At 68.6% G+C, this 21,995-nt stretch carries 14 protein-coding genes; 4 read left to right on the forward strand and 10 right to left on the reverse strand.

Going from position 1 to position 21,995, the window contains the following annotated elements; genetic code table 11:
• Positions 1 to 63 precede the first annotated feature (63 nt).
• Genes SX243_09190 through SX243_09200 form a run of 3 tightly spaced genes read right to left on the reverse strand, consistent with a single transcriptional unit; the run spans position 64 to position 5,704 of the window.
• Positions 64 to 1,863: a CRTAC1 family protein gene (locus SX243_09190; protein ID MDY7093131.1), complete on the reverse strand. Its 1,800-nt coding sequence runs from the start codon at positions 1,861 to 1,863 to the stop codon at positions 64 to 66.
• The gene (locus SX243_09195) at positions 1,860 to 3,875 is read right to left on the reverse strand and encodes a tetratricopeptide repeat protein (GenBank protein ID MDY7093132.1); all 2,016 of its coding nucleotides are present in this window, start codon (positions 3,873 to 3,875) and stop codon (positions 1,860 to 1,862) included. The genes SX243_09190 and SX243_09195 overlap by 4 nt, the downstream gene beginning before the upstream one ends.
• Complete coding sequence (locus tag SX243_09200; protein ID MDY7093133.1) at positions 3,872 to 5,704, reverse strand: CRTAC1 family protein; 1,833 nt, start codon at positions 5,702 to 5,704, stop codon at positions 3,872 to 3,874. Before SX243_09200 ends, SX243_09195 begins: the two co-directional genes overlap by 4 nt.
• 193 nt (positions 5,705 to 5,897) lie before the next feature.
• Between SX243_09200 and SX243_09205 the strand changes: the two genes are divergently transcribed.
• Positions 5,898 to 7,172 (forward strand): cation:proton antiporter, encoded by a 1,275-nt coding sequence (locus SX243_09205; protein MDY7093134.1) that lies wholly within the window; start codon positions 5,898 to 5,900, stop codon positions 7,170 to 7,172.
• 18 nt (positions 7,173 to 7,190) lie between these two features.
• A complete protein-coding gene (locus tag SX243_09210) occupies positions 7,191 to 9,305 on the forward strand; it encodes a tetratricopeptide repeat protein (protein ID MDY7093135.1) in 2,115 nt (704 codons plus the stop codon).
• A gap of 372 nt (positions 9,306 to 9,677) precedes the next feature.
• Here the strand turns inward: SX243_09210 and SX243_09215 are convergent, their stop codons facing one another.
• Positions 9,678 to 11,927: a sulfatase-like hydrolase/transferase gene (locus SX243_09215; GenBank protein ID MDY7093136.1), complete on the reverse strand. Its 2,250-nt coding sequence runs from the start codon at positions 11,925 to 11,927 to the stop codon at positions 9,678 to 9,680.
• Between the two features lie 176 nt (positions 11,928 to 12,103).
• Here SX243_09215 and SX243_09220 point away from each other — a divergent pair, with 176 nt between their 5' ends.
• Positions 12,104 to 14,290, forward strand: coding sequence for a hypothetical protein (locus SX243_09220; GenBank protein MDY7093137.1), 2,187 nt, complete (start codon positions 12,104 to 12,106; stop codon positions 14,288 to 14,290).
• The gene (locus tag SX243_09225; GenBank protein MDY7093138.1) at positions 14,287 to 15,381 is read left to right on the forward strand and encodes an SGNH/GDSL hydrolase family protein; all 1,095 of its coding nucleotides are present in this window, start codon (positions 14,287 to 14,289) and stop codon (positions 15,379 to 15,381) included. Before SX243_09220 ends, SX243_09225 begins: the two co-directional genes overlap by 4 nt.
• 6 nt (positions 15,382 to 15,387) lie before the next feature.
• On the opposite strand, the gene SX243_09230 is transcribed toward SX243_09225, so the two are convergent.
• From SX243_09230 to SX243_09255, 6 genes are all read right to left on the reverse strand, one after another.
• A complete protein-coding gene (locus SX243_09230; GenBank protein ID MDY7093139.1) occupies positions 15,388 to 15,723 on the reverse strand; it encodes a type II toxin-antitoxin system PemK/MazF family toxin in 336 nt (111 codons plus the stop codon).
• A complete protein-coding gene (locus SX243_09235) occupies positions 15,720 to 15,950 on the reverse strand; it encodes a ribbon-helix-helix protein, CopG family (protein ID MDY7093140.1) in 231 nt (76 codons plus the stop codon). Before SX243_09235 ends, SX243_09230 begins: the two co-directional genes overlap by 4 nt.
• 207 nt (positions 15,951 to 16,157) lie before the next feature.
• Positions 16,158 to 17,147 carry a DsbA family protein gene (locus SX243_09240; GenBank protein MDY7093141.1) on the reverse strand — a complete coding sequence of 330 codons (990 nt, stop codon included), beginning with the start codon at positions 17,145 to 17,147 and terminating at the stop codon, positions 16,158 to 16,160.
• Positions 17,148 to 17,382: 235 nt separating this feature from the next.
• A complete protein-coding gene (locus SX243_09245) occupies positions 17,383 to 17,613 on the reverse strand; it encodes a DUF433 domain-containing protein (protein ID MDY7093142.1) in 231 nt (76 codons plus the stop codon).
• Between the two features lie 12 nt (positions 17,614 to 17,625).
• Positions 17,626 to 20,031, reverse strand: coding sequence for a tetratricopeptide repeat protein (locus tag SX243_09250; GenBank protein MDY7093143.1), 2,406 nt, complete (start codon positions 20,029 to 20,031; stop codon positions 17,626 to 17,628).
• 91 nt (positions 20,032 to 20,122) lie between these two features.
• Positions 20,123 to 21,793 carry a tetratricopeptide repeat protein gene (locus SX243_09255; protein ID MDY7093144.1) on the reverse strand — a complete coding sequence of 557 codons (1,671 nt, stop codon included), beginning with the start codon at positions 21,791 to 21,793 and terminating at the stop codon, positions 20,123 to 20,125.
• Between the last annotated feature and the right edge of the window lie 202 nt (positions 21,794 to 21,995).

The following is a 21,995-nucleotide window of genomic DNA, read 5'->3' on the forward strand; positions in this document are numbered from 1 at the left end:
GGCCGGCCAGGACAGCGAGTATGCAGCCCCAACGGGCGATCCCGTTGCGAGAGGTAGAGCTCCTCACGGCGTCCTCGAAGGAGAGCCCTCACCGGCCGGCTGGCCTTGGCCTCGAATCAGTGTGTGGTAGCGCCCCGGCTCCAGGCTTGGCCAAACCTCCACGCCTCCGGCCAGCCAATGCACCTCGACCCCCTCGACGTCTCCCGCGCCGCCGAGACCGACCAGCACGCGGGGATCATTGGCGGAGGCGTAGCTGCCGCCGGTGCGCACCCGACGCCAGACCGCCGGACGATCCGCCACGAAGACTCCGACCCAGGCTCCCAGAGCGTGCCGTCCACCGGTGGTGCGCAGGTCGAGGCCGATCCACGGACTGCGGTTGCCGTGTTGGTTGATCAACAGCCGCGCCGGTGCATTGCTGTTGACCACCAGCACGTCGGTATCACCGTCGTTGTCGACATCGCCGAAGGCGGCACCGCGGCTGACCTCCGAGCGTTGGAAGCTGCGGCCCGCTCGTTGGGCGGCGATCTCGACGAAGCCGACGCCACCGAGGTCCCGGGGACCGGTATTGAGGAAGAGTTGGTTGGGCTGACGTAGCGGATAGGGATCCCCGGCGGCCTGCTGGCTCTCCAGAATCTTCACCGCACCGTTGACCGACAGCACGTCCAGCAGGCCGTCGTTGTCATAGTCCAGAGCCCCGGCCCCGAATCCCGTGACCTCGATGCTGGCGGCGCCGAGGCCCGAGACCCGAGAGCGGTCTTCGAACAGGCCACGACCGTCGTTGAGGTAAAGGGTGTTGGTCTCGCGGTTGAGGTGGGTGAGGAAGAGGTCTTCGTCGGCGTCGCCGTCGAAATCCGCCGCCACCACTCCCATGCTCGCCTCCGCCATGCCGTCGGCGTTCACCGCCACCCCGGCGAGGAGCGCCTCGTCACGGAAGCTGCCGTTCCCCTGGTTGAGCCACAGCTGGTTGGCGGCACCGTCGTTGGCGACGTAGAGGTCGAGGCGGCCGTCGCCGTCGAAGTCGCCGGTAATCGCTCCCAGCGCCGGGCCGAAAGCCGTCAGCAGGCCGGCGGTGCCGGTGACATCCTCGAAGGTGCCGTCCCCACGGTTGCGGAAAAGGCGGTCCGCCTCCGGGTTGTAGGCCGCCGGGCCGCAATAATCCCGCGTCCCGGTGTCGGCGTAGCAAGCCTTCTCGTTGCCTGCCGACAGCCCGACGTAATTGCCCACGAAGAGATCGAGCCAGCCGTCACCGTCGTAGTCGAAGAAGACCGCCGGCACGCTCCAACGTAGCTCTCCGACGCCGGCTGCCTCGGTGGCATCGTCGAAGGTTCCGTTGCCCCGATTGCGCAGCAGGCGGTTGGGACCAAAGCTGGTGATGTAGAGGTCGACGTCGCCGTCGTTGTCGTAGTCTCCCGCCGCCACCCCCATACCGTGCTCGGTGACCGCCACCCCCAGGCTGTCGGTGGCATCCTGGAAGCGCAGGCCCTCGCCCTCCTCCAGCCGATTGAGGTAGAGCCGGTCGGTGAGGGGCTCGGCGTAGGGAGACGGCGCCAACAGCTCCCGCTCTTCGTCCAGCCGGGCTCCCTGCACCAGATAGAGATCGAGATCCCCGTCGCCGTCCACATCCGCCATGGCGCCCCCGGGGCCCATCATCTCGGCGAAGCGATAGGCGCCGGTCATAGCGTTGACGTGCTGAAAGTCGAAGCCGCTCTGCGGAGCGACTTCCCGGAAGAGACCGAGCTCCGGCTCGTCATCCCCTGCTCGTCCTTCTCCGGGACCGCCGCCGCCCTCGAGCCCAGCCTCGCCGCAGGCGGTGAGCAGAGCGAAGACTGCGCAGAGGATCGCCAGCCTCCCCGACAGGCTCACGGCGAGCCCTCCACCAGGACGCTGCGCCGCCCCTGTCGATAGCGTTCCGCATCCGCTTCGAGTCGGTCCGCCAGATCCGTCAGGCTTTCCCGCCGCGCCGCCGCCAGGAGCTGCTCCTGAAGCGCCAGAGCCTCGTCGTAGCGGCCGGCGGCGGCCAGGGCCAGGGCCAGGGTTTCCCCCCGCTCCAGGGTCTGGGACTCTTCCATCGCCGCCTGGGCCAGGGCCAAAGCTCGGCGGGCGTCTTCGCCGGAGACCTCACCGCTAGTGGCCAGCAGGCGGGCCAAAGCGTGGGCAAGGTGGACGTTGTTGGGCAAGGCCGAGATGGCCTCCTCGAGAGTGCGCCGAGCCTGAGCCCGCCGATCGCCGAGGGTCAGGGCGGTGACTTCTCCGAGCCAGGCCATGGTCTCCGATGGATTCTGCCGCCGCACCTCGGCAAAGAGCTCGGCGGCCTCGCCGTACTCCCCCCGTTCGCCCTGGAACGCCGCCAGCGCCAGCCGCGTGGCGTTGAGCTGAGGATTGAGCTCCAGCGCCCTCCGATAAGCCTCGACGGCGGCGGCATCCCGGCCGCGACCGCGCTCTACCTGAGCTTCGAGAGCGTAGACCCGAGCCCGGCCGGCGTCGTCCTGAGCTCTCGGCAGCGCTTCCTCCACGGCTCGCCGGGCCTCGTCGAGACGTCCGGCGCGAGCGAGAATGGCGGCCAGGGAGAGCCGAGCCTCCAGGCTTTCCGGCGCCTGCTCCACCGCTCGGCGAAGATCCTCTACCGCCTCGTCCCCCCGGCCGGCGGCGGCCCACAGCTCGGCCCGCCGATGACGGCTGAGCAGATCCTGAGGGCTGCGGGCGAGGAGAGCTTCGTATTGCTCCAAGGCCTGCTCCAGCTCTCCCCGGCGCTCGTGGAGCTCGGCAAGGGCGCGGCGGAAGTCGTCCTGCGAGCCGTCGAGCTCCACCGCCCGGCGCAGCTCCTGGAGGGCGCCGTCCAAATCGCCCATGCCCTGGTAGACCAGCCCCAGGTTGTAGTGCAGCACCGGGTTGTCGGGATCCAGTTCCTGAGCTCGCAGCAGCTGTTCCCGCGCCCCCTCGCCATCCCCCAGCCGCGCCAGCGCCGCCCCCAAGCTCTGGCGAGCGGCGGCGTTCCCCGGGTCCGCCTCGACGGCCCGGCGGTAGGACTCAGCGGCGGCTTCCAGATCCCCCGCCACCGTCGCCTGGCCACCGCGCTGGAGGTGCACTCCCGCCCCGGCGGCCTCCGAACGCGCCTCCGCCAGCCAAGGATCCGGGAGCGTGGTGGTGGTGGGCCCCCGAGCGCCCAGATGCTCCGCTGCCTTCTCCCCATCCCCCAGCTTGCGGTAGGCCTGGCCCAGGGGATAGTGCACCGCGGTGGCCGCCGGCTCCAGCTTCAGCGCTGCCTCCAACTGCTCCACCGCCGCCGCCGCATCGTCCCGAGCCAGCTCCGCCCGGCCCAGGCCGTAGCGTGCAGCGGCACTGTCGGCGTTCAGCTCTACCGCCTGACGAAAGCTCTCGGCGGCGGCCTGCGCATCCCCTGCCTGGAGCTGCGCCTCTCCGAGCTGGATCCATGCCGGCAGATAGTCCTGGCGCCGGGTCAGGACCGTCTGCAGCTGCTCCGCCGCCGCCTCCGTACGTCCCTGAGCCTTGTAGACGAGACCGAGAAAATACGCCCAGCGGGGCTCTGCCGGCGCTAGCTGGCGAGCGTTGCGGAAGGCCGCCGCGGCAGCCTCCAGGTGCTCATAGGTGTGGTAGGCGGCGCCCAACTCACCATAGGTCCGGGCCAGCCGGGCTGGCTCTGACTCGTTCTGCTCCAGCAGCTCGTCCACCGCCTGGCGGCGCTCCTTCAGCTGCTCTCGCACCGCCGGCTCCATGCGCTCCACCGCCGGCTCCGGCACGGGCTCCAGGCCGAGCTCCTCCATCGGGTCGCCGCCGCAGGCTGCGAGGGCCAGAGCCAAGAGCCAGAGGACGGAGAACCTCCAAACCTCAGAGAAAGTCGTGGGGCAAGAACTCACGAGCCACCCCCAGCAAGCTCATCCACGAGCTCCCCACTGCCTTGCTCGAGCACCGTGTAAGCGTCCAGCTCTGGCGCCCCGAAGCGTTCCCAAGAGCCGTCCGGCCAGCGCACCCGCACCTCCCGGACAGGGTTCTCATCGAGGCTCCCCAGGCCACTCCCCGGGCCGCTCCCCGGGCCGCTCCCAAGGCCGCTCCCAAGGCCAAAGTGCAGCCGCGGATCCCCGGCGCTAGCGTAGCTGCCGGCGGTGCTCACCCGCCGCCCCAAAACCACCCCGTCGGAGCGCACCATTTCCGCCCAGGCTCCCAGCGCGTCCCGCCCCGCAGCAGTGAGCAGGCGCAGTCCGATCCAGTGGGCGCCGTCCCCGCCGCGGTTCTCCAGCAGCCGCGCCGGTGCACCGTTGTCCACGACCACCACGTCCTCGTCGCCGTCGCCGTCGAGATCGCCGAAGGCGGCACCGCGGCCGACGGTGGGGGTGGTGAGGGCGGCGCCGGCTTGCTCCGTGACCTCCTCGAAGCGCCCCTCTCCCAGGTTGCGGTAGAGCTGATCCGGCTGACGCAGGGGCAGCACTTCCCCGGCCTGAACCTGCTCGGGAATCAGCTTGACCTCGCCGTTGACCACCAGCAGGTCCAGCAGGCCATCCAGGTCGTAGTCGAACCAGCCGGTGCCGAAGCCGGTGTTCTGCCAGCTCGGGGATGCCAGGCCGGTGCGGGTGGTGGCGTCCTCAAAGATGCCGGTGCCGTCGTTGAGGTAGAGGGTGTTGGTCTCCCGCGCCAGGTGCGCGATGAAGAGGTCCTCGTCGCCGTCGTTGTCGTAGTCCCCGGCATCCACCCCCATGCTCGCCTCAGGCTGGCCGTCGCCATTGACCGCCGCACCGCCCACCAGGCCGGTCTCCTCGAAGCTGCCATTGCCCCGATTCATCCACAGCTGGTTGGGCATCTGGTCGTTGGCCAGGTAGAGATCCAGCCAGCCGTCGCGGTCGAAATCCGCCGCCACCGCCCCGAGGGTGCTGCCGGGGTCTCTGCCGGGGCCGGCGTTGGCGGTGACGTCCTCGAAGGTGCCGTCCCCGCGGTTGCGCAGCAGCCGGTCGGGCTCCGGGCGGTAGGCCGCCGGGCCGCAATAATCCGGTGCGCCGGCGGCGTCCAGGCAAGTCTTGTGACCGGCGAGGGTGAAATCGACATAGTTGCCGACGTAGAGATCCAGCCAGCCGTCGCGGTCATAGTCGAAGAACAAGCCCACCAGGCTCCAGCGGTCGTCGTCCGCCCCGGCAGCGGCGGTGACATCCTCGAAGGTGCCGTCGCCGCGGTTGCGCAGCAGCGAGTTGGAGCCCAGGTTGGTGACATAGAGGTCGGTCCAACCGTCGTTGTCGAAGTCGCCGGTGGCGGCGCCCATGCCGTAGCCGCCGGAGAGCTCACCGGCCTCGGCGGTGACGTCGGTGAAGCGCAGCTCGCTGCCGGAATCGCTACGGGTGGAGTCGTTGCGGTAGAGCCGGTCGGTGAAAGGAGCGGGGTGCCGCGGCGGCAGCAGGAGCTCGCTCATGGGCAAATCCGCCGGCAGGGGACTTCCCTGAACCAGGTAGACGTCCAGGTCGCCATCGCCGTCGTAGTCCAGGAGGGCGGCGCCGGCGCCGGTCATCTCGGGAAAGTAGAGCTCGCCGCTCATGCCGTTGAAATGCACGAAGTCGAGCCCCGCCTCCGCCGCGCGGTCGACGAAGAGATCGTCGGCATCAGCCGACGGGGGGGCTGGGCGGGGGTCGGTGGCCTCCGGCGGCGCCTCGGCGCAGCCCGCCAGCACCCCGGCGAAGGCGGCGCACACAGCCCAGGCGAACAATGCCCGAGAAAGCGTCGGCAGCGGGGAGCTGGAAGGGGTTGGACGGAGCCGGTGACAACGGCGGCCGGACGGCCGGGTGCTCCTCTTCATGGTAGCCGAGGATGCTAGCACAGGGGGTCCCGGGAGCGGATCTCCAGGCCCCCTCTCCGCCACGGCGTCGACAGGTCTGGCCTGGCCGTTAGGATAAGCCGTCATGAACAATCTCACCTTTTCGATCCTGGCCCTCGGGGTCCTGGCCTTCGGGATCTTCTCGCAGCGCTTTCAGCGCGGCATCCTGACCCCACCCATCGCCTTCGTCGCTCTGGGACTGCTGATCAGCGACGTGGGACTCGGCCTGGGGCCCATCAGCGAAGGCCACGAGATGCTGCACCTGCTGGCAGAGCTGACCCTGGTGGTGATTCTGTTTACCGATGCGGTGCGCATCGATCTGAGCCTGCTACGCCGGGAGCACGATCTGCCGACCCGGCTGCTGGCGGTGGGCATGCCCCTGACGCTGGTCGCCGGCGCCGCGGTGGCAACGCTGCTCTTCCCCGACTGGAGCATCTGGGAAGCGGCCCTGCTGGCGGCGGTGCTGGCCCCCACCGACGCCGCTCTCGGCCAGGCGGTGGTGAGCAGTCCCAGGGTGCCGGTGAGAATTCGCCAGACGCTCAACGTGGAGAGCGGTCTCAACGACGGCATCGCCCTGCCGGTGGTTTTGATCTTCTTCTCCATCGCCTGCGCCACCAACGAAGTTCATACGGTGAGCTATTGGGTACGTTTCATCACCCTCCAGCTCACCGTGGGGCCGCTGGTGGGAGTGGCCTGCGGCTACGGCGGCGGCAAAGTTCTGGACCTGGCCCGCCGCCGGGGCTGGATGAGCAAGGTCTTCCAGGATCTCTCCGCCCTGGCCCTGGCCCTCCTCGCCTTCTCCGTCGCCGGGCTGCTGGGGGGCAACGGTTTCATCGCCGCCTTTTGCGCCGGCCTGACCCTGGGCAATGTCTCCCACTCGGGCCACGAGGTGGAGGAGTTCGCGGAGGCCGAGGGGCAGCTCCTCTCGCTGCTCATCTTCTCCGCCTTCGGAGCCCTGATGGTGCCCGAAGCGCTGCGCGACCTGAGCTGGCGGGCGGTGCTCTACGCCATCCTCAGCCTGACCGTCATCCGCATGGTGCCGGTCGCCCTGGCGCTTCTGGGCAAAGGCCTCAAGCCGGCGACGGTGGGTTTCCTAGGGTGGTTCGGGCCGCGGGGTATCGCCTCCATCCTCTTCGCCCTCTTGGTGCTCGAAGGAATGGGCCAGAACAACCACGGCGAGGTGGTGACGGTGGTGATGCTGACGGTGCTGCTGAGCGTGGTCGCCCACGGCGTCAGCGCCTCGCCCCTGGCCGCCTGGTACGCGCGAGCGGCGGAGGCCGACGGCGAAGAACCAGCGATGAGGGAGGAGCTGCGACAGGTCACCGAAATGCCCCTGCGTCTGCGCCACCGTTCGGACTAGCGCGTACAATCAGCCCCCATGGGACGAGCCAAGAAGAATTCCGCCGACCGCCGCGGTGCCGCCAGAGCTGCCGTTTCGACCAGCCCTTCCCCCGGTAGCGCCTCCAGGGCGCCCGTCTGGGCGTTGATCCTGGTCCTGCTCCTGGCCGCAGCAGTGCCCTACCTCCAAACCCTCGATCACGACTTCATCAAGCTCGATGACGACCAATACGTCACCGCCAACGCCATGGTGCGCCAGGGCCTGAGCGGTGAGGGCGTCGCCTGGGCCTTCACCAGCTTCGAGGCTGCCAACTGGCATCCCCTGACCTGGCTCAGTCACATGCTCGACGTCGAGCTCTTCGGCTTAGACGCCGGCGCCCACCACGGGGTCAGCGTCCTGCTCCACGCCCTCAACACCTTGCTCCTCTTCTGGGTCTTCCTACGGCTCTTCGGTCATCGCTGGGCAGCGTTCCTCATCGCCGCTCTCTTCGCCCTCCACCCCACCCACGTGGAGTCCGTGGCCTGGGTGTCGGAGCGCAAGGATGTGCTGAGCACCGCCTTTTGGCTGCTCACCCTCCTCGCCTATTTGCGCTGGGTGGAGCGGCCCTCGGCGGGGCGCTATGGGGCCTTGCTCGCAGCCTTCGCCCTGGGGCTGATGGCCAAACCCATGCTGGTCACCCTGCCCTTCGTGTTGCTCCTCCTCGACGCTTGGCCGCTACGGCGGCTGCGGGGCTTCGAGACGGCAGGCGAAGCGGTGCTTCCCGGTCCGGCGTCCAAGGAGGCGCTGGAAAACAAATCCCTCTGGGGTCTGGTGTTGGAAAAGCTCCCCCTCTTCGCCCTCACCGCCGCCTCCTCCGCCATCACCCTGGCAGCGCAACGGGCCGGCGGAGCGGTGGAGAGCTTCGAAGCCCTGGGACTTTGGGGCCGCCTTTCCAACGCCGCCGTGGGGTATTTGCGCTACCTGGGCAAGCTTTTCTGGCCTCAGGATCTCTCCCTCTACTACCCCCTCCACGAAGTGCCGCCGGTGTGGCAGGCGCTACTGGCTCTGGTACTGCTGGCGGCGGTCACCGCCGGCGCCTGGTTGTGGCGCCGGCAGCGGCCGTGGCTGGCCCTGGGCTGGCTGTGGTTCCTGGGCACCCTGGTGCCGGTGGTCGGACTGGTGCAGGTGGGCGGCCAGGCCATCGCCGACCGCTACACCTACGTGCCGTCCATCGGTCTGGGGATCCTGCTGGCCGGCGCTCTGACGGAGCTGGCGGCTCGCAGGCCGCCGCTGCGCCCGGCGGTGCTGGCCGGGTGCGCCATCGTGCTGGCGGTGCTGGGGTGGCTGACCTTCCTCCAGGCGGCCTATTGGGAGAACACCTTCACTCTCTTCGAGCGCTCCATCGCGGTGACCGAGGACAATTACCTGCTGCAGAACAATCTCGGCGCCGCCTACACCGAACGCGGCCAGCCGGAGAAGGCGGTGCCGCTCCTCGAAGCGGCGGTGGCAACCCGGCCGGCGTACAGCGAAGCCCACAACAATCTGGGCCTCGCCCAGCTGCGCCGCGGTCAGCCGGAGAAGGCGGCGGCAAGCTACCGCCGAGCCCTGGAGCTGGAGCCCCGGCGCACTCAGGTCGCCATCAATCTGGGGGAAGCCCTGGCTGCGGCGGGGCAGCTCGACGAAGCGACGGCGGTGCTGCGTAGGGCTGTCGAAGAGGGCGGCGGCGCCCAGGCCCACAACAATCTGGGCAGCACTCTGGCCCAAAGCGGCAATCTAGCCGCGGCGCTGGAGCAATACCGGCGGGCTCTGGAGCTCGACCCGGACTACGCCAGCGCCCACGCCAACCGCGCCCAGGTGCTCGCCGCCCAGGGCCGCCTGGACGAGGCGGCGGCGGCCTTCCGGCGGTCGGTGGAGCTCGATCCCGACAATCCCCAGACCTTGACCAACTACGCCACCGTGCTGGCGGATCTGGGCCAGGTAGGCGACGCCGTCACCCTGCTGCGCCGGGCGGTGCGCCTCGCCCCGGGCCTACCTCAGGCCCGCTTCTTCCTCGGCCTGGGCCTGCTCAGCACCGGCGACCGCAACGGCGCCATCGAGCAATACCAGGCCCTCACCCAGCTGGCTCCCGGAATGGCGGAGCAGCTGGGCCGGGAGATTCAGGCGGCGGGGCCCTGAGTCGGTTTTCCATCGAAATGGTGGGCGCCAGCCCACCTTCTCCTCGTTCCCACGGTCCACCGTGGGAACCCAGGGGAGACGCTCCAGCGTCGGGGGCGGGGGAGGAGTCAGGCTCGTCAGGGAGATCTCACGACGAACACCAGCGCGCCCCGCTGGAGCGGGGCCTCGGCATCAACGCGTAACTCAGCGTAGTTGGTTCCCACGCTAGAGCATGGGAACCAGGGAACCAGGAAAATCCGGCTCGCAGAACCTGCTTCACCACATCCTCCCTCCGGAGCCAGCGGAGCTGGCGGGACCTGAGTAGCCCGGGGATTGGATCCCCGGGCGGAGGTGCCGAGACCCCAATCCTTCCTGCTCGCACGCTGGAGCGAGTCAGCGGCCGCCCTCGGCCTCCGCCCGCTGGCGCCACTTGTCCGCCCCTTCGGCGTTCCCCAAGCGTTCCAGCGTGTCGGCGGCGAGGCGGTAGGTCGCCGGGTCCGGGCGGGCTTCCACCATGCGTTCCATCAGCGGCTCGATGCGCTCGAAGCGGCGGGTGGCGGCGTAGAGGAGGGCTAGCTGCGCATAGGGCTGGGGGTTGCGCGGGAAGAGGCGGATCTCGTCCTCGAAGGCGGCTTCGGCCTCGTCGTAGCGCTGGAGCCGCGCTAGAGCGTCGCCGCGCTTGGCCTGGAGGTTGGGAATCGGCGGGCTCTCCCCCTGGGCGATGCGCTGCCGGGCGCGGTCCAGCAAGCCGAGGGCGGAGGGGAAATCCTCCCGCAGCAGATAGATCTCCGCGGTGAGCAAGAGGCTGGGAAGCCGCGGCGGCTGCGAGGCCCCCAGGGCTCGGCGGGCTTCCACCAACGCGTTGGCCAGATCTCCCTGGGCCAAAGCCGCCCGGGCGCGTAGCTCGTGGCTGCGGGCGGCGTCAGCGCTCTCCCCCAGAGCCGCCTGGGCCGCCGCCTGCTGGGGCTGGCCCTGGGCGAGGTAGATCTCCGCCATCTCCAAAGAGATCAGCGGCTCAAGGGTGGGCAGCACCGCCAGCGCTCGCCGGCTCGCCGCCAGGGCGTCGTCGTAACGCCCCAGGGCGCGGAGCGCCGGCGCCAGCAGCAGGTGAGCGTCCTGCACCTCCGGGTTGCTGGCCAGGAGCTTCTCCAGCTCCGCCACCGCTTGCTCGAAGTCTCCCTCCGCCCGCAGATCCACCGCCCGCTGTACCGCGTCGACGATGTGCAGATTCTCCTTCGGATCCGGCCGCGGCCCGTCGGTCTCCGGCGCCGCAGCGGCCAGATAACCCAAGGCCATCAGCTGGGCCGCTTCCTCCGGATCCGCCGGCGCCGGCGCCTCGAAGCCCGAGGGGAGCTTCTCCAGCTCCCGCCGCAGCTCGAAGAAGGCGCGGCGCTCATCCTCCAAAACGTTGCGGGTCTCTTCCGGATCCTCGACGATGTCGAAGAGCTCCGGGTTGGGGGATTCGATGTAGTGGAAGCGCGAGCCAATGAGCGAGCGCAGCTCCGCCCAGCCGTAGTGGATGCGCCCGTAGAGGGTCTCGCTGAACACCCGCCGCTGGTCCAGCTCGGCGCCGCCGGGTCCCGCCAGCTCGAGCAGCGAGGTGCCTTCCAACTGTCCCGGCGGCACGATCTTGAGCATCTCCAACACCGTCGGCATGATGTCCAGCAGCTGGGCAGGGCGCTGGATCCGCACGCCGCCGCGGCGTCCCTTGGGCAGCTTGACGATCAACGGCACGTGGATCGCCTCGCGGTAGAGGAGCAGCCCGTGGCGAGCTTCCCCATGGTCCCCCAGCCCCTCGCCGTGGTCGGAGACGAAGACGATCATCGACCGGTCGTAGAGATCCTGTTCCCGCAGGAAGTCGAAGAAACCGCCGAGGATCTCGTCGGTCCAGGCGATCTCGCCGTCGTAAGGGTCCTGGTACCGGCTACGGTAGGGCTCCGGGGGCTCGTAGGGGTCGTGGGGCTCGAAGAGATGGAGGAAGTAGAAGAAGGGCTCGTCCTCGCGCTCACGAATCCACTCCTCCGCCGCCTCCACGGTCGCAGGACCGCGGCGTTCTAGGCGATCCAAAGGCCGGTCCGAGCGCACGGCGATGGCATCGTCGTAGTGGTCGAAAGCCTGTCCCAAACCGGTATCACCGCGCAGCACATAGGCGGAGACCGCCGCACCGGTGGTATAGCCGGCCTGTTTGATCAGCTGCGGCAGGGTCGGATGACGGTCGGCGTCGAAGCGGTAGCCCAGATTGTCCCGCACCCCGTGGCGGGGCGGGATCACACCACTGAGCAACGAAGCGTGGGACGGCAAGGTCAGCGGGCACGGGCTGTAAGCGTTCTCGAAGAGCAGGCTCTCGGCAGCGAGAGCATCCAAATGGGGGGTTTCGACCCCCTCGTATCCGTAAGCGGGTAGGCGATCCGCCCGCAGGGTGTCGACGGAAATGAGGATGATGGGAGCCCCGCGGAGGGCGGTGCCTGCCCGATTGCAGCCCGTAGGCCCCAAGAGCAGGAGGGCAGCCAGTGCAGCGAGAGCGATGCCGACAACCCCGAACCCGGCAGCACCGAATCCTAAATGGGCGCGGCGCCGGAGCCAGCTCCGACGAGGGAAGCTCGGCAGTGAACGCTGGGGGTGAGGCTCGGGGTTCGCAGGCATCGTCGTCGCAAGAAATTGCCAGAGGGATCGCGGCTCAAGAGTACCACCGACCTCGAATCCGCGGAGGATCGGGGCCATAGAATCGATTCAAAGAACATGGCTGCTAGACTCCCCGGCGGATCGGAGCCCGGGGCTCGCGGAATGGAACCACCGCGCCTCCGGCCCGTACAGTGCTCATGAGCCAGGATTCAACTTCTCATCCGGACACCCTCGCTCCCGCGCCCCATTCCGGCGAAGCCCCATCGCCGGACCAGCCCTCCTTGCGGCGATTGGCTCTGGAGCTGCTCTTCGCCTCTTTCGTGGTCCTGTTCCAGGAGCTGGCCCTGATCCGCTGGCTACCCAGCCAGGTGCGGGTTCTGGCCTATTTCCCCAACCTGATCCTGCTCAGCGCTTTTCTCGGTCTCGGCCTGGGGAGCTTGCGCACCGGCAAGCGCTCGCTCCTCGTCCTGTGGCCCGTCTCCCTGGTGGTGCTGGTGGCGGCAGCGCTGGCTCTGGGGCAGGTGGTGTTCACCGAAAGCTCCGGCGCTGAGCATCTGTGGCTGCTCTACTACGACCTGCCGGAGGACGCGCCGGTGGTCTCCGGGGTGCGGCTGCCGATCCTCGCCGCGTTCATCCTCAGCGCCTTCACCTTCATCCCCCTGGGCCAGGTCGTGGGCGAGCGGCTACAGGCCTTCCGCCGCCGCTCCAGCGCCTTGTGGGGTTATAGCTGGGATATCGCCGGCTCGCTGCTGGGAGTGCTGGCCTTCACCGCCGCCGGCTTCCTGGGCACCTTCCCGGCGGTCTGGTTCGGCACCTTCCTGGTGGTGGGAACCCTCTTTTTCCTCCGCCGCCGAGGATGGGCCACAGTTCTCTATGCAGCGGTAGCGCTGGCGGTCATCGCCAGCATCGCGTTGGCGGAGCGCAACGAGGTCTACAGCCCCTACTACGCCATCCGCAGCGAGGTCGGCGGCGACCTCCACGGCGTGCGGGTCCTGACCAACGGCTCGCTGCACCAATACGGCATCGGCCTGCAGCGCTCCGACCCGGTGCTCAGCGAGCGCCACGGCCTCACCCGGGAGGGCTACCACCTGCCCTTCCGGCTCCTCGACCGCCCGCCGCGGCGTGCCCTGGTCCTCGGCGCCGGCACCGGCAACGACGTCTCGGTGCTGCTGGACGAGGGTGCGGAGCACGTCGACGCGGTGGAGATCGACCCGGCGATCCTCGAGCTCGGCCGCCGCGAGCACCCCGACGACCCCTACGGCTCGCCGCGGGTGACGGTCTACAACACCGACGCCCGTTCGTTCCTGGACAAGGCCTCCCCGGACGAGCCCTACGACCTCATCGTCTTCGGCACCCTCGACTCCATGACCCGGCTGTCGGCGCTGTCCAACGTGCGGCTGGACAATTTCGTCTACACCCGCGAATGTCTGGAGGCGGCCCGGGCGCTGCTCTCCGAGGACGGCGGGTTGGTGATGTATTTCATGGTCTCCGAGGACTACATCCTCGACCGCCTTACCGCTCTCCACCTGCTGACCTTCGATCAATACCCGTTCCGGGTGGAGCGCCACTTCGGCCTCTTCAACACGCTGCTCATGTCCGGCCCGGCCTTCGCCGACTACGGCCAGGAGCCGCGGCAGGAGCTGGCGGAGACCTTCCGTAGCGAGACCCTGCCGCACCTCGAGGTGCCCACCGACGACTGGCCCTTCCTCTATCTGCGGGAGCGCTCCATCGGCGGCTTCTACCTCAGCCTCATGGGGCTGCTCTTGCTGGTCTCCTTCGCCGCCGTGGCCGCCGCCTCGCCGGAGATGCGCCACTCTCTGCTGCGACGCGGGGGCGTCGACTGGGAGATGTTCCTCTTCGGTGTCGGCTTCATGCTGCTCCAAACCCGCTCCGTCACCGCCCTCAACCTCCTATGGGGTGCCACCTGGCTGACCAGCGCGGTGGTCTTCGGCTCGATCCTGCTGATGATCCTCTTGGCCACGGTCCTGACCCAGCTCCGCCCCCTGCCCTGGAAAGTCGGCATCGCGGGCCTGGTGGTGACTCTCGTTCTGGCCTTTGCCGTGCCGGTGGATGCCCTTCTCGCCCTCAGCGGAGCCGGTCGGGTGATGGGCTCGGTGCTGGTGGTGGGGGCCCCCATCTTCTTCGCCGCGGTGTGCTTCGCCCTGCTCTTCGAGGGCCGGGATCACGCCGGCCGCGCCTTTGGCTGGAACCTGGTGGGGGCAGTGGTGGGCGGGCTGCTGGAATTCGTCTCCATGGTGGTGGGCTTCCGGGCCCTGCTGCTGGTGGCCCTGGCCATCTACCTGCTGGCCGCCGCCGCCCGCCGGAGTCGCAACCGGGGCGACTCCGCCACTCCGTCCTCCACAACCGCCGAGGCCACCTCATGACCCGCGGCAAGAAGCTCCTCTTCGCCACCGTCGCCGCCTTCCTCGCGCTGGTGCTCCTGGAAGGCCTGCTGAGCCTGCTGTGGCTGATCCCCGACTACCGGCGATTCCGCGCCGAGCAGCCCACGGCGGCGGAGTTCAAAGAAGAATCCCACTCGCGCTACGACCCGGAGCTCGGCTGGGTGCACATCCCCGGCAAGCGCATCGAAGACTTCTACGGCCCCGGCGCCCCCATCACCATCAACGACGAAGGCTTCCGCGGCGACGAGCTCTATCTGACCGGCAAGCCGCCGGGGCGCTACCGGGTGGTGTGTCTGGGGGATTCCTTCACCCTCGGCTACGGCGTCGGCGACGACGACACCTACGCGGCGGTGCTGGAACGCCTCAACCCCCGGGTGCAGGCGGTGAATATGGGGCAGGGGGGCTACTCCGTGGGCCAGGACTACCTCTGGTACCAGCGCCGCGGCGACGCCCTGGATGCGGACCTCCTGCTGGTGGCGATCATCGCCGACGACATCTGGCGCATGGCCGGCAACCGCACCGCCAACGGCTACGGCAAGCCGGTCTTCCGCCTCGATGGCGAAGAGGTGGTCGTGGAGGGCCAGCCGGTGCCGGAAAAGATCGCCACCGGCGCCCCCATCGTCGAGGGCAGCCTGCTGCTGCGCTTCCTGCTCCAGGAGAGCTCCCTGGCCCGCACCTTCGGAGTCATCCTCCCCGATCCCCCGTCCGGCCCGGAGCCGCAGGAGGCGGACGAGCTGATGGCGGTGACCCTCGCCATGCTGCGGGATCTGGAACAAGATTCCCGCCGTCAGGGCCGCGCCTTCGCCATCGTGCTCCTGCCGGAGATGCGCGAGCTCACCGAAGCCTCGGCGGTAGAGGCCTACGGCCAGGTCTCGGACATCCTCTCCCGCTTCACCACCGCCCGCCGCATCCCCTTCCTCGACCTCCGCCCCGCCTTCGCCGCCCAAGGCCCCACCGCCCGCAGCTTCTACCTCGACGAGATCTGGCACCACTACTCCCCCGCCGGCCACAGGTTCGTGGCCCAGGAGCTCAATACCTGGCTGGGAGAGGTGGTGTTGGGGTATCCGGGGTAGGGAACCTCAGACCGGATCTTCGACCGCAAGGGCGATCCTGAGGGCTCGGTCAAGGGCCACTCGTTGGAATCGGGAAAGGCTGCCAAGGAAGTCGGTGAGCACGGTCTTGGGCAGGCTCACCAGAGCATCGCAATGGATGCTGGACTCGTGCTTCAGTCCTTCTCTAGGCCCCACTTCCACCTGGGTCACGAGGCCATCGTAGCGGCTATAGACCGGAGCACAGACTACGGTGGAAAAGTTGGAGTCGATGAGGGTCTGCCGACTCACCACTACGAAGCAACGAGATTTCTTGGGGTCACCACCACCAGGGCGACGAACCCGAAAAAGATCCCCTCGCCTCACACGTCAGCCTGGAACGAAAGGATGTCTTCCATCTCGTCGTTCAGCTCCTGTGCATGACGATTGAGGATTTCCAGATCTCGCCGTTCACGGTCCGCCCGCTTGCGGCGTTCCAGATACTCCACTACCGCTTGTTCGATGATCCGAGAGCGGTTCGACCCTTGAGCCGCCAGCAGGTCCACCTCTCTCAGCACTCCCTCAGTGAGGGTTATAGAAGTCTTGCTTTTCATCCTACTTCCATCCTACTCCATCTTCATCAAGGCCGTGAGGCTTTGCAACCTCCCACTTGTCGGAAGAGAAAGAGCGAGGGCCTGCAACAAGCCCAGATACACCAAGCCCCCGCCTCTCAACCCGGAATCTCCGAGCAAGAAGAGCGGGGGCGTTAGTGGGGCACGGCTCAGAGAGCCGCAACCTGGCTGAGCTGGTAGCTCGAAAGCTTACTCGCTCTCGGCCTCCATGCTGTCGCCTTCCATGCTGCCCTTCTTGGCCGCCTCGATGAGGGGCTCGAAGGCAGAGAGGGGCTGGGCGCCGCTGATCAGCTGGCCGTTGACGAAGAAGCCGGGGGTACCGGAAACGCCAACCTCGCCACCGAGGGCCATGTCGGCGTCGACCACCGCGGCGGCGGCCTTGTAGGCGTCCGACTCCTCGTTGGTGGCGCACTCGGACCACACGTCCATGTCGATGCCGCTGTCGGCCAGGAGCTCACGGCTCTTGTCGAGGACGTTCTCCGGGGTGATCTGCTTCTGGTCAGCGAAGTAGCCGTCGTGGAGGGTCCAGAAGGCCTCGTCCTCGAGCTCGCCGGCGCAGTGGGCGGCGATGGCGGCGGGCTTGGCCCAGGGGTGGAAGCCCAGGGGGAAGTGCATGAAGGCGACCTTCACGTCGTCACCGTACTTCTCCAGGATCTCTTCGACGGTGTTGGCGCCGCGGGCGCAGAAGGGGCACTGGAAGTCGGAGAACTCGACGATGGTCACCGCAGCGTCCGGGTTGCCCAGCATGGGCCGGCCGGCGACGGCTTCTTCGAGGCGCTTGGCGGTGTCTTCAGCCTTGCGCATCTCTTCGGCAGCACGCTCCGCCATCTCCGCCTCGATCTCCTCGGAGGAACGGCTGACGTCCAGGGGCTGGCCGTTGACCAGGTAGAGCTTGGTGTCGTCGCTGGAGACCAGGAAGGTCTGGGTCTGAGGGCCGCGCTGGCCGGTGAGGGTGAAGCTACCTTCGTCCAGTCCCTCGTACCCGCTGGCCTTGAGATCGCCCATGGTGGCGTTCATGGCATCCAGCTGGGGGAACTGAAGCTTGAGGTTGGCCAGGATCTTGGCCTTGCGCGCGTCCGAGTTGTCGGTCTCGGCGAGGGTGGTCAGGCCACCGAGGGCCAAACAGGCCACCAGAAGGCCGAGGGTCAGGTTGCGTAGGGTCAGATGGTTCTTGAACATTGGAAACTCCGTCTCTCCGTGGGTCGAGAAGATAGGTCTGCGGGACTGGGCTTGATCGAGAGCGCGTGGAGAAAATCGCGTCGTGCCGGACTTTCGCGACGGGCTCTTAAGCCTCACATCAATTCCGTGAGTGTCTCCGAAAGGGTCGGGACCCGTCAAGCCGGCCCTATCCTAGCAGGAATGGGCTTCTCGCCGCTCAGACTGCCGATTTGCGCCCGTTTCGAGCTCTCAAAACTCACTCCCCAAAGAGCTCCGCCGCCCGGCCGGCGGCGTAGCGGATGGCCTGCTCGACGTCTTCGGGCTCGAGATCGGGGAAGGCTTCGAGCACCGCGGGGATGCTCTGGCGGGCGGCGAGGACCTGCATCACCTGGTTGACGGTGACCTCCGAGCCGCGGATGTGGGGGCGGCCGTCGCAGGCCTTGGGGTCGGCGACGATGCGGTCGAGGGCTGGAGGTTGGTCGCTCATGGTGGATGCCTCCTAGCCGTCCCTCAGGGGCCGGCCGGCCTGGAGCTCGGTGCGGTGGGCCTCGATGGCGGCGGCGAGATCCGGGCGGCCGCCGGCCTGGGCCAAGTCCGCGGCCTGGGTTGCGGCGGCCACCGCGTCCTCGAAACGGCCGACCTCGCCGTAGGCGGCGGCGAGGGTGTCGAGGGCGATGGGATCCCGGCTGCCGGTGGCGTCCCGGGCCGATTCCGCGAGCTTCACCGCCTTGGCGCCGTTGCGAATCTCGGCGTCCGGATGGGTCGCATAGATCCACGCCAGGCTGGTAGCCAGGGACGGGGATTCGGGGCGCAGCTCCAGCGCTTGCTCATAGTAGCGCAGCGCCTCCGCCAGCTGCTCCGACCCCGCCAGCGCCTTGGCCAGGTTGATGTGGGCTTCCGGATCGTCGGGGCGCAGGCGCACCACCTCCCGGAACACCGGTACCGCCTCCGCGGATCGTCCCTGGCGGGCCAGCACCACCCCTAGTTGGGCCTGAGCCCGGGCATAGTCGGGATCCAGCCGCACCGCCGACTTCAGGTGCGACTCGGCCTCTTCCAACTGCTCTGCTTGCAGGTAGGCCATGCCGAGGTTGAAGTGGGCGTCGCGGTAGTCGGGACGCAGCTCCAGGGCGCGCTGGAAGGCGGCCAAGCCTTCCTCCCGCTGTCCTAGCTGCCAGCGGGCCACCGCCAGGCCGTTGTGAGCCTCCGCCCGTTCCGGCGCGAGCTCCAGCGACCGCTCGAAACGTTCCGCGGCTTCCTCGAAGCGGCCGGTCTGGAGCAGGGCGTTGCCGTAGTTGACCAGGGTCTTGGCGTTGTCGGGCTCGATCTCCAGCGACTTCTCATATTGCTCCACCGCCAGATCCAGCTGTCCGCGCTGGGCCAAAGCGATGCCCAGGTTGGTGTAGACGGAGTCGTTGGGAGAGATCTCCAACGCGCTGGAGAAGTAGCCGATGGCCTCGTTGGTCCGATCCGCCGCCAGCAGCGCCGCACCGTAGTTGTTGAGGGCGCGGGCGTTGCCGGGGCGCTTCTCCACCGTGTCGCCGAGGATGGAGAGGGCGGTGCGGTAGTCAGCGTTGCGCTCCACGGCGGCGAAGGCGAAGACGCCGGCGACCGCGGCCAGGACGACGCCCAACACCGTCGCCGCCGTCCGCGGCGGCAGCCCCCGCTCTCCCTGATGCCAGCCGAAGCGCCGGGTCAGCAAGCCGTAGCCACCCACCACCACCAGCACCACCAGCGCCGCCAGGGGCAGGTACATCCGCCGCTCCGCTGCCACCTCGGTGGCGATGACCAGGACGCTGGAAGTGGGGGCCAGGATCAGGAAGAAGCAGGCGCCGAGGAATGCCCATCCGCGACCACGAACGATGCCCCAGACGACCAACGCGACCAGCGCCGTCACCAGCAGCAGCTGCGGCGCCACCGACAAAAAGCTCTCGGCGATGGGCCAGTCGTCATAGTCGAGCACCAGCGGCGAGGGCCAAAACGCCAGCCGCAGGTAGTGAACGAGGACCCCGGCCTGGGTGAGCAGATAGTCGAAGGGGCCGATACCGGAGGCTCCGAAACCAACGGACGTGCCACGGCCGCCGCCGGTGAGCACCGCCACCACCAGCACCAACCAGGTGGCGGCAAGGCCGCCGTAGTAGCCGGCGCGCTCCCTCAGCGCCCCGGCGAAAGAGCCGGAGACGAAAAGGCGATCGAAGAGCAGCACCGCCAGCGGCGCCGAGACCATCACCTCTTTGCTCCCCATACCGAGGGCGCAGGCCGCCACCGAAGCGGCAAACCAACGGCCGCGATGCTCCGTTGCGCTCACGGCCCGCACAAAGAAGTAGAGGGTGAGGAGGTAGAAGAGTCCCATCAGGAGCTCGGTGCGCTGGACGACGTACGTGACGCTCTCGGTGACCAGCGGGTGAACTCCCCACAGCAGCGCGCTGGCCCCGGCGAGCCAGGGCGCGGCGGCGCCAAAACGGTCTCGGAGCCCATCGAGCTCGAGGGTACGACGCACCAGCCCCAACAAGGTCAACACCGCCAGCAGATGGAGCAGGACGTTGAAGACGTGGTAGCCGGTGACCGACAGACCGCCCAGGGCGAAATTGACCGCGAAGCTGAGACTCGCCACCGGGCGGCCGGCGAGGGGAGTATCGGCGGGAGTTGCCAGCGGCGCCCAGGGCGGCCACAGGGAACGGATGGAGGTGTTCTCCACCAACGCGTGCTCGTCGTCGAAGATGAACGGCCCGGAGAGCGAGCCGGCATAGACGGCGATCACCGCCAGCGCCACCGCCAGCAGATGCATCCAGCGGGTCGAGGAGCTCGCCCCGGAGGACGCCGCTGGAGCGGATCCGGATTCGGCCTGCGGAGCCTCCGCGGCTTCAGGCTGCAGCTCGGTATCGCCAGTTTCAGATGGATCAGTCATGCGCTTGCTCCCGCTTCGTCATCATCAGATTCCCCGCCCTGCTCGCGATCCCGACGTTCTCAGTACCGAAGTTCTCACCGTCCGGAGAGTCTCACCGCGTCCCGAGGCGCTCCAGCGCCGCCCGTGCCGGCTCCAACCCCGGCGCCAGCTCCAGCGCCCGAGCGTAGCGCGTCCGCGCGTCCTCCGGGCGCCCCAGCCGTTCGAGGGTCTGGCCCAAGAGGAATTGCCCCCGCGGCTCCGACGGGTTGAGCTCCACCCCGCGCTGGAGATGCCTCAAGGCCTCTGCCGGTCGATCCAGGGCCGCCAACAGCACGCCGTAGTTGAGCTGCGCCGCCGGGTCCTCGGGCCGCAGCCGCACCCCCTCGGCGTAGTGCAGCAGCGCTTCCTCCAGCCGGCCCTCCTGGGCCAGGGCAGCTCCCAGGTTGACGTGGGCCTCCCCGGACTCCGGATCCAGGGCCAGCGCCTGGCGTAGCGGCTCCACCGACTCCGCCGTTCGCCCCATGGCCAACAGGGTAGTGCCCAGAGCGTAATACGCCGCCGCGCCGTCGGGGTTCAGCTCCAGCGCCTCACGATAGGTCGTCACCGCCTCGTCGCCACGGCCGGCGTCCGCCAGGCTGTGGGCCAGCCCCAGGCGCAGCTCGTAGGTGTCGATGCCTTCTTCCAGTCCCTGGCGGTAGACCGCCTGAGCTTCCACCGCCGAACCCTGGGCGCGCAGCAGCCGGCCCAGATTGACGTAGACCTGGGCCAGATCCGGTCGATGCTTCAAAGCTTCCCGATAGGCCCGGATGGCCGGCTCCGGACCGCCGAGATCGGCGAGGGTGTTGCCGAGATTGAAGTAGGCCTCACCGTACTCCGGGTCGATCTCGATGGCCCGCTGATACCACTCCAGGGCCTGCTGCGGCTGGCCCCGCCGCTGCAGGGCCGTGGCCATCCCCATGTGGGCGATGGGCGAGGCCGGGTTGGTCTTCGCCCACTGCTCGGCGAAGGCCAGGTCGTCGCGGAAATACACCCCCCGGTGGAAGCTCACCGCCGCCGCCGCCAGGACCAGCACCAAGCCCACCACCACCGTCCAGCGCCGCACCGATGTTGACTCCCACCGCCGGGACAGCACCGCCGCCGCCAAGGACAGCACGCCGAAAGCCCCCAGGTAGACATAGCGCTCGGAAAACTTTGCTTCCTGCACCAGCACGTTGGCGGTGGGCAGCTGAGTGAGGAAGAACCAGGCGGCGCAGAAGAGCAGCAGGCGCAGCGAATCGCTCCCCGGGCTGCCCTCCGGGAGGTCCCCCTGCCGGCGAGCCCAACGCCATGCTGCCCACACCAAGAGCCCCGTGAGAGTCAGCGCCAACCCCAGCCGCAAGAGCGACCACCACACCGCCAGCGGCGGCTCGTAGTGCAGTGCAGCGAAGGGGACGAAGACGGATTGCAGGCCGAAGAGGAAGGAAACCACCGGCCCCAGGGGCTCGCTGAACACCGACCAGCGGAACTCGGCGCCGGCGAAGAGGGCCTGGCGGACGGCGAAGTAGCCCACCACCACCAGCGCCAGACCGGCCCAGCGTAGCCAGCGGCGGCGACGCCCGGCGGGATCGGGGACCCGCTCCGCCAGACCCAGCCACTCCGCCAGCAGGAAGAGCGGCGGCAGAACCACCGCCTGCTCCTTGCTGAACAGGGCGCCGGCGAAGGTGAGCACCGCCGCCAGGGTCCAGCCGCGGCCGTCCCGCAGGAAAGTGTAGAGAGCCGCCAGGGAGAACACCACCGGGATCATCGTCTCGCGCCCGGAGGCCGCAGGATAGACGCAGGAGGAAGCCAGCGGGTGGAGGGCGAACAGCGCCGCCGCCAGCAGCGCCGGCCAAAAGCATTTTGCTCTACGTTGAAAGTCTGACGAATTTTCGCAAGTTCATGAGCGCCGCGCGAGCGGTGTCGCGGGTCAAGCCCATCATCGTACTCAAAGCGGGCAGGAGCCAGGC

The sequence above is a fragment of the Acidobacteriota bacterium genome (genome assembly GCA_034211275.1).
Taxonomy (GTDB): domain Bacteria; phylum Acidobacteriota; class Thermoanaerobaculia; order Multivoradales; family JAHZIX01; genus JAGQSE01.

Excerpts from the sequence above, each read along its gene's own strand:
- SX243_09255 (MDY7093144.1), bottom strand. The coding sequence starts at position 21,793 with ATGATCCCGGTGGTGTTCTCCCTGGCGGCTCTCTACACTTTCCTGCGG.
- SX243_09235 (MDY7093140.1), bottom strand. The coding sequence starts at position 15,950 with ATGAAAAGCAAGACTTCTATAACCCTCACTGAGGGAGTGCTGAGAGAG.
- SX243_09210 (MDY7093135.1), top strand. The coding sequence starts at position 7,191 with ATGGGACGAGCCAAGAAGAATTCCGCCGACCGCCGCGGTGCCGCCAGA.
- SX243_09205 (MDY7093134.1), top strand. The coding sequence starts at position 5,898 with ATGAACAATCTCACCTTTTCGATCCTGGCCCTCGGGGTCCTGGCCTTC.
- SX243_09225 (MDY7093138.1), top strand. The coding sequence starts at position 14,287 with ATGACCCGCGGCAAGAAGCTCCTCTTCGCCACCGTCGCCGCCTTCCTC.
- SX243_09250 (MDY7093143.1), bottom strand. The coding sequence starts at position 20,031 with ATGACTGATCCATCTGAAACTGGCGATACCGAGCTGCAGCCTGAAGCC.
- SX243_09240 (MDY7093141.1), bottom strand. The coding sequence starts at position 17,147 with ATGTTCAAGAACCATCTGACCCTACGCAACCTGACCCTCGGCCTTCTG.
- SX243_09220 (MDY7093137.1), top strand. The coding sequence starts at position 12,104 with ATGAGCCAGGATTCAACTTCTCATCCGGACACCCTCGCTCCCGCGCCC.
- SX243_09215 (MDY7093136.1), bottom strand. The coding sequence starts at position 11,927 with ATGCCTGCGAACCCCGAGCCTCACCCCCAGCGTTCACTGCCGAGCTTC.
- SX243_09245 (MDY7093142.1), bottom strand. The coding sequence starts at position 17,613 with ATGAGCGACCAACCTCCAGCCCTCGACCGCATCGTCGCCGACCCCAAG.